This window comes from Geobacillus sp. ZGt-1 (genome assembly GCF_001026865.1).
In the GTDB taxonomy this organism is placed as follows: domain Bacteria; phylum Bacillota; class Bacilli; order Bacillales; family Anoxybacillaceae; genus Geobacillus; species Geobacillus thermoleovorans.
On the sequence record NZ_LDPD01000025.1, the window covers coordinates 28,158 to 33,709 of the forward strand.

Annotated in this window: 7 protein-coding genes and 1 pseudogene; 3 read left to right on the plus strand and 5 right to left on the minus strand. The window is 51.1% G+C overall.

Annotated elements, in window-relative coordinates; all coding sequences use genetic code 11:
- Window positions 1-209: 209 nt before the first annotated feature.
- The 3 genes from VU18_RS12790 to kapD form a co-directional block, all read right to left on the minus strand.
- Window positions 210-731, minus strand: a complete 522-nt coding sequence (locus VU18_RS12790) for a superoxide dismutase family protein (protein WP_011232403.1) — start codon at window positions 729-731, stop codon at window positions 210-212.
- A 58-nt stretch (window positions 732-789) separates the two neighbouring features.
- Window positions 790-1,005 carry a hypothetical protein gene (locus VU18_RS12795; RefSeq protein ID WP_011232404.1) on the minus strand — a complete coding sequence of 72 codons (216 nt, stop codon included), beginning with the start codon at window positions 1,003-1,005 and terminating at the stop codon, window positions 790-792.
- A gap of 76 nt (window positions 1,006-1,081) precedes the next feature.
- Window positions 1,082-1,702: a 3'-5' exonuclease KapD gene (kapD, locus tag VU18_RS12800; protein ID WP_011232405.1), complete on the minus strand. Its 621-nt coding sequence runs from the start codon at window positions 1,700-1,702 to the stop codon at window positions 1,082-1,084.
- A 457-nt stretch (window positions 1,703-2,159) separates the two neighbouring features.
- Here kapD and VU18_RS12805 point away from each other — a divergent pair.
- The 3 genes and pseudogenes from VU18_RS12805 to VU18_RS12815 form a co-directional block, all read left to right on the plus strand.
- Window positions 2,160-2,511, plus strand: a pseudogene (locus tag VU18_RS12805) (hypothetical protein); the annotation flags it as partial.
- 20 nt (window positions 2,512-2,531) lie between these two features.
- Window positions 2,532-3,854, plus strand: a complete 1,323-nt coding sequence (locus VU18_RS12810) for an ArsB/NhaD family transporter (RefSeq protein WP_011232407.1) — start codon at window positions 2,532-2,534, stop codon at window positions 3,852-3,854.
- 120 nt (window positions 3,855-3,974) lie between these two features.
- On the plus strand, window positions 3,975-4,322 hold the full coding sequence (locus VU18_RS12815) for a hypothetical protein (protein WP_011232408.1): 348 nt from the start codon (window positions 3,975-3,977) through the stop codon (window positions 4,320-4,322).
- Window positions 4,323-4,615: 293 nt separating this feature from the next.
- Here the strand turns inward: VU18_RS12815 and VU18_RS21140 are convergent, their stop codons facing one another.
- Both VU18_RS21140 and VU18_RS12820 read right to left on the minus strand, forming a co-directional pair.
- Window positions 4,616-4,750: a hypothetical protein gene (locus VU18_RS21140; protein WP_255351095.1), complete on the minus strand. Its 135-nt coding sequence runs from the start codon at window positions 4,748-4,750 to the stop codon at window positions 4,616-4,618.
- Between the two features lie 78 nt (window positions 4,751-4,828).
- On the minus strand, window positions 4,829-5,119 hold the full coding sequence (locus VU18_RS12820) for a hypothetical protein (protein ID WP_236687396.1): 291 nt from the start codon (window positions 5,117-5,119) through the stop codon (window positions 4,829-4,831).
- Window positions 5,120-5,552 lie beyond the last annotated feature (433 nt).

Genomic DNA, 5,552 nt, shown 5'->3' on the forward strand with positions numbered 1-5,552 from the left:
TTAAACGATTTCGTTGCATCCTATATAGCTTTGCACCAAAGAAGAGCGGCCAAGCGGATGGCGAAAGGGAAAAGAAGCAGCGCCGGACCCGTTGCTCCGTTCCGCCATCCATGTGCAGCAGAAGCTGTGCAACCGTCACTTTCTCGCATTTGCCATGCGAAGCGTTGCCCCGGCAACGTGAAACAGGGGCCCGCGCGCGAGCCCCTGTTTCACGACGACTTGATTTCCCCGCAGGCGATCCGTCCGCCGGCGTCTCCCGCCGGCTGGGTCATGCCGTCGTCTTTCTTGGCGTGAATGACGATCGATGTTCCGTCTTTCGTAAGCAGCGAGCCTTTCTCTCCTTCTTTCAGCGTCACATTGGGCGCCTTCAACTCGACGTTGACCGTGCCGTCATCCTTCACAATAATGTTCGGCAAATCGCCGGCATGCGCCCCCTCCGGGTGGAGAAGGCCGTGCTTTTTCCCGTCCGGATTGTAATGACCGCCGGCCGATTGGAAATCGGGCGGTTTGCAGCTTCCGTTTTCATGGATGTGAATGGCGTGCTCTCCCGGCGGGAGGCCTTCCAAGTCAAGCTTCAGCCGCACCCCTTCCGCCTGTTCAGTCAACTCGATCGTACCGATCGAATCGCCATCCGCATTGATCATCTCCACCGTCCGGCTCGTTCCATTCTCTTGGCCGCAGCCGGACAACACGAGCGCTGCCGCCAGCACCACACCGTACGTTTTTCGCAAGACGAACCACCCTCCAGCATCACTTGTTATCCGCCAGTATTGCCGGAGGGGGGCTCGTTTATACTCCGGGCGGCTCCTTCCGTTCCTCTCGTTTTCCAAGCAGCTGTTCTTCGAGCCGCTTCGCTTCCTTCTCCTGCCGCCGGGAGATGATGATGATGAGCCGCATCGTGAACACCGCCATCAAGAAGAAGACAGCAAACGAAATGGCTGCGGGAATGTATTCACGTTTGTCTTCTGGAAAGTACAAAAATAAATTCAGCACCGATGGCCACATAAGGAAACAACCTTTCTGCCTAAAAAATCGTCCACTTTCTATTATAACATAAAAAAGCCGCCGCCAACGCAGCCGGCTATAAAGCGAATTTTTTTCGCAGCTGGGTCAAATCAATCCGTTCTCCAATCGTCGGCGGCTTTGTCTTCGCCAAATATTTTTTGTCGTTTTCCACCAGCCGGAAAATCGTATACGCGGTGAACGCATCATCGAGCGCGCAATGGGCTTTTCCAACCGCCTCATTGCCGTACTCTTGCACCGCCTTGCGCAGCGCGGTTTGGTTTTTGTTGCCGAAAAACCGCTTATACTCCATGGCTAAATCACGATGCTCGCCCGTGAATGGGAATTCCACTTGCGCCGATTGGCAGTTTTCCCGGAGCACTTTCATATCCATGCTCCCCCACGTCATCACTGTCGTCGGGCGTTCGCGGTCATATTGCCGAAGCAAGGAAACCAGCTCATAAAAACTCATTCCGCGGTCGATTTGTTCTTGGGTGATGTTGAGAAACGACTTGCACCGTTCCGTGAGCTGCGGAAAGCGGAGCGGCTTCACATAGGAAGAAAATTGGCCGATGATCTGATCGTCAACAACCGCGACAAGGCCGACTTCAATAATTTCCGGGCAAAACCCGTTCGGGTTTGTTTTCGTCTCCGGCATCGTAAATTCAAAATCGAGAAACAAATATTGCGGGCTGTCCATCGTCGCTTCCCCCCTTTCCGGCACGCTGTTGCCGTCCGTCTTACTATTATTATATCACGCAGAAGCGATTGTTTATTTCTTTTTTCAGAAAATGGCGAAAAAGAGGCGGATGCCGTAGGAATCAACGAAAGCCTTGGCGAAAAAGAAGAAGGGCGGATGGACGCTTCCCATTCAAGCCAATCGTTTTTTCTCCCCCACCCTTTATAAGATCCGCGAAAAACAACCATTTCCCCTAAACCGATGGTTCTTGAGTGAAGAGAAGAGCAGCATTTATAAGGTTGATGCATTGAAGAAATGCTATGGTTGAGCCGCATTTCCTGTTAAATCACCAGCCTTCTATGATATGATCAAGAAAAAGGAGGGTGGATGGGATGAAAAATGTCGTGATTCATCAGATTGTTACATGGATTTTCACCGAAGACCAACTGCGGGCGTATTGGAAAAAACAGAAGAAGANCCTTCCGTTCAGCGGGCTGACGGACCGCCAGTACATGAAACTGGCTGAAGAAATGCTTGAACATTCCTCGCACAGCCAACTTGAGCAGCATGTGCTCGGCGGCCGCTGGCGCACAAAAGATGAAGCGGAAGGAAACGTGATCGCGGAAGACGAATCGCGCGACGACATCCATGTCGAGATCATTGACACCAATGCTCCAGCCGAACCGAGGCGGCGGATGTTGATGGATCGGGTGCGCGAAATCCCTTGTCCGCATTGTTCATTTACGTTTTATGTTCGTGAAGCCGCCAGCGAGCGCAGTGATTGGACATGCCCGGCGTGCGGGAGCGGTTTTCACAACATGACGACATAACTGGAAAGGGAGGAGTACGAATGGATCATTCTGCCGCACACGTGTCAAATCTTCAATATTATTTTGCCATTGCCGTTTTCTTGGTTGTATACGCGATCATCATTTCTGAAAAAATCCACCGCGCGGTCATCGCCTTGCTCGGGGCGGCGCTCATGGTCATCTTCGGCATCGTTGACATCGAAAAAGCGTTCACCCACCATATTGAGTGGGGAACGATCACGCTGCTGATCGGAATGATGATCTTGGTCGGCATTACGAGCAAGTCCGGCTTTTTTCAATACATGGCCATTAAAGCAGCGAAACTCGCCAAAGGCCGCCCGGTCCGCATTTTGGTGATGCTTTCACTGTTGACCGGGCTGTTGTCGGCGTTTTTGGACAACGTGACCACCGTGCTGCTTGTCGTGCCGGTGACGTTTTCAATTACACGGATGCTCCAAGTCAACCCCGTTCCCTATTTGATTTCTGAAGTGCTCTTATCCAATATCGGCGGCACGGCGACATTGATCGGCGACCCGCCGAACATTATGATCGGCTCGGCGAACAAGCATCTCGATTTCAACGCTTTCTTGTTCAACTTGACGCCAATCGTCATCGTCATCGCCATTGTGACGGTCGCGCTGCTCGCATTCGTTTACCGCAAGCAGCTGAAAACCGATCCTGCGTTGATTCAAAAGCTGATAGAGCTTCGCGACGCCGATTATATTCAAGATGCGAAGCTGATGCGCAAATCGGTCGCCGTGCTCGGGCTGACCATCCTTGGCTTTATTTTTCATTCGGTCATTCATGTCGATGCGGCCGTCATCGCCATGACCGGAGCGGTCGTGCTCATGCTCATCGCCGTGCCGGAGCACGAACTGGAGGATGTCTTTCATTCGATCGAATGGGGCACGATTTTCTTTTTCGCCGGTCTGTTCGTCTTGGTCGGTGGGCTCGTTGACATCGGCCTGATCAAATCATTGGCCGAAAAAACGCTCGATGTCACTGGCGGCGATATTTCCACGGCCGCTTATTTCATCCTTTGGCTGTCCGGCGTCGCCTCAGCGACGATCGACAACATCCCGTTCGTCGCCACGATGATCCCGCTCATTCAAGATATGGCAGTCGGCATGGGACTGTCTCCAGACGCCCCGCAGATTGACGTGCTGTGGTGGGCCTTGTCTCTTGGCGCCTGCCTCGGCGGAAACGGGACGCTCATCGGCGCCTCGGCGAATGTGATTGTCGCCGGCATGGCCTCGCGCGAAGGGCATGGCTTTACGTACGTTGATTTTTTGAAAATCGGCGCGCCGCTCACGCTCATTGCCTTGCTCCTGTCGCATGCCTATTTATGGCTGCGCTATTTATAGCGTCCCGCCTGCGCAATGCATAAAGAAGGAGCGAAATCGCCGTTTGGCTTCGCTCCTTTTTGGCTGTTTGCACATATCGTAATATCGGATTCCATTTCCGGAAAGGAGGCGCAAGCAGCCATGTTCACCCCGTTCCCGCGGATGCCGGCCGGCCCGTACCCTCCGATCGACCCGGCGCTCTTTTCCCAGTCCGCCGCCACGGCGCAGACGCTGATGAACGATGCTGCCACCGTTTTGAAAAAACTGGCCGAATCCCGTTCGTTTGCGGCCTCGGTCATGTCGGCCGCCCAAGAAGGAAAAACGGATGAAGTGAAGCGCCTCATCCGCTCGCTTGGCATCCGCTCGAAAACCGATGTGTATTTCAATCCCGACGGCATCCGCCTGACGTTGTCGCCGCCGCCTGGCGCGTTTCCGTGCTGCCAGCTCGTCATCGGCTTGCGTTGGAACGTGTTTCCGCCTTTTAGGTGAGTCTCGTCTTTCACCCTGATCGTTTTGGAATCTTTTCCATTCACCGCTTCGATCGAGGCGGGCGCCGCTTCCAGACCATGCATGGCGCTGGAAGCGGTGTTGTCGTTTGCGCCCTGTCCCGCCAGACAAAGCGGGTAGACAACCCCTTTCACACAAAAACGGTTCTTGATCCGGCCGCCGACTTTAGTGAACCAAAAAAGCCGTCGTCTCATCACCGTCCAGCACCAACGCCTCAACGAACTTGCCCGGACATCGTCTCCCGACGGCTCCTTCCGTTCACACTGCGCATCCGATTACGTACGTCGATAGATGATATCACCGACAATGATCGTGATCAAAGAAATCAACATCGTCAGCTTGACCGCCTTGTAGTCTAAAAAGCGCAGCACTTGTTCTTCAAACATGTAGACGAAAAAGAAAATAACCATCAGCACGGCAACAAACAAGACAAACCTTTTTTTCGATTCATGGAAACCGGTTCTCCTTCATCAAAATGCATCCAACATTCAGGCTTTCTCTACATTTTTCTTATTAGAACGGAACAAACAGACGAATAGCGGAATGACGTGAACAAGCAGCGAAAGGCCGATAAACGTTGTGGGAATCCCGAGGTTGTAAAGATATCGAATGCTTTCATTCTTCTCAATCAGCCAATATCCAAGGCCAACAGAAACGGCAGACATGCAAAGAACACTAAAGAGGATTTGTCGAATCGATCGGCAGATGATCGTCAGGCAAACGACGACCAACAAATAGAGAGTCCAAAAGACATAATCCGGATATTCGTCCTTTTTCATGTTTATGCTTTGATAATAGTTAATCAGGAATAATGACGGGGAGAAGAACAAGGTAAACAGTATAAACTTTATTCTCTTGGTCATAAAGATTCTCCTTGGTGCTCCGTCATTTGAATCCGCCACATCCATTTTATTCGCCTTCGGTTAGGCAGGATGACTTGAACCTTTTGCATAATCGCTACTTTTGAATATGGTTTTTAATCTCATTTAGCAATTTCATGATTTCCTCATTTTGTTGTGTCATTCTTTTTAAATCTTTGGTTGCAAAAAGAACATAGTAAACCACGAAAACGAACAAACCGATCAAAAACAATACAATCAAAACGATCTCTAACAAATTGAGTTCACCCTTTATTTATTCTGAAAAGAGTAAATCCTCCAGGTAATTATTATATTTTATGGTCTGTTTGGGTTTTTCATAGAACTTTTGACG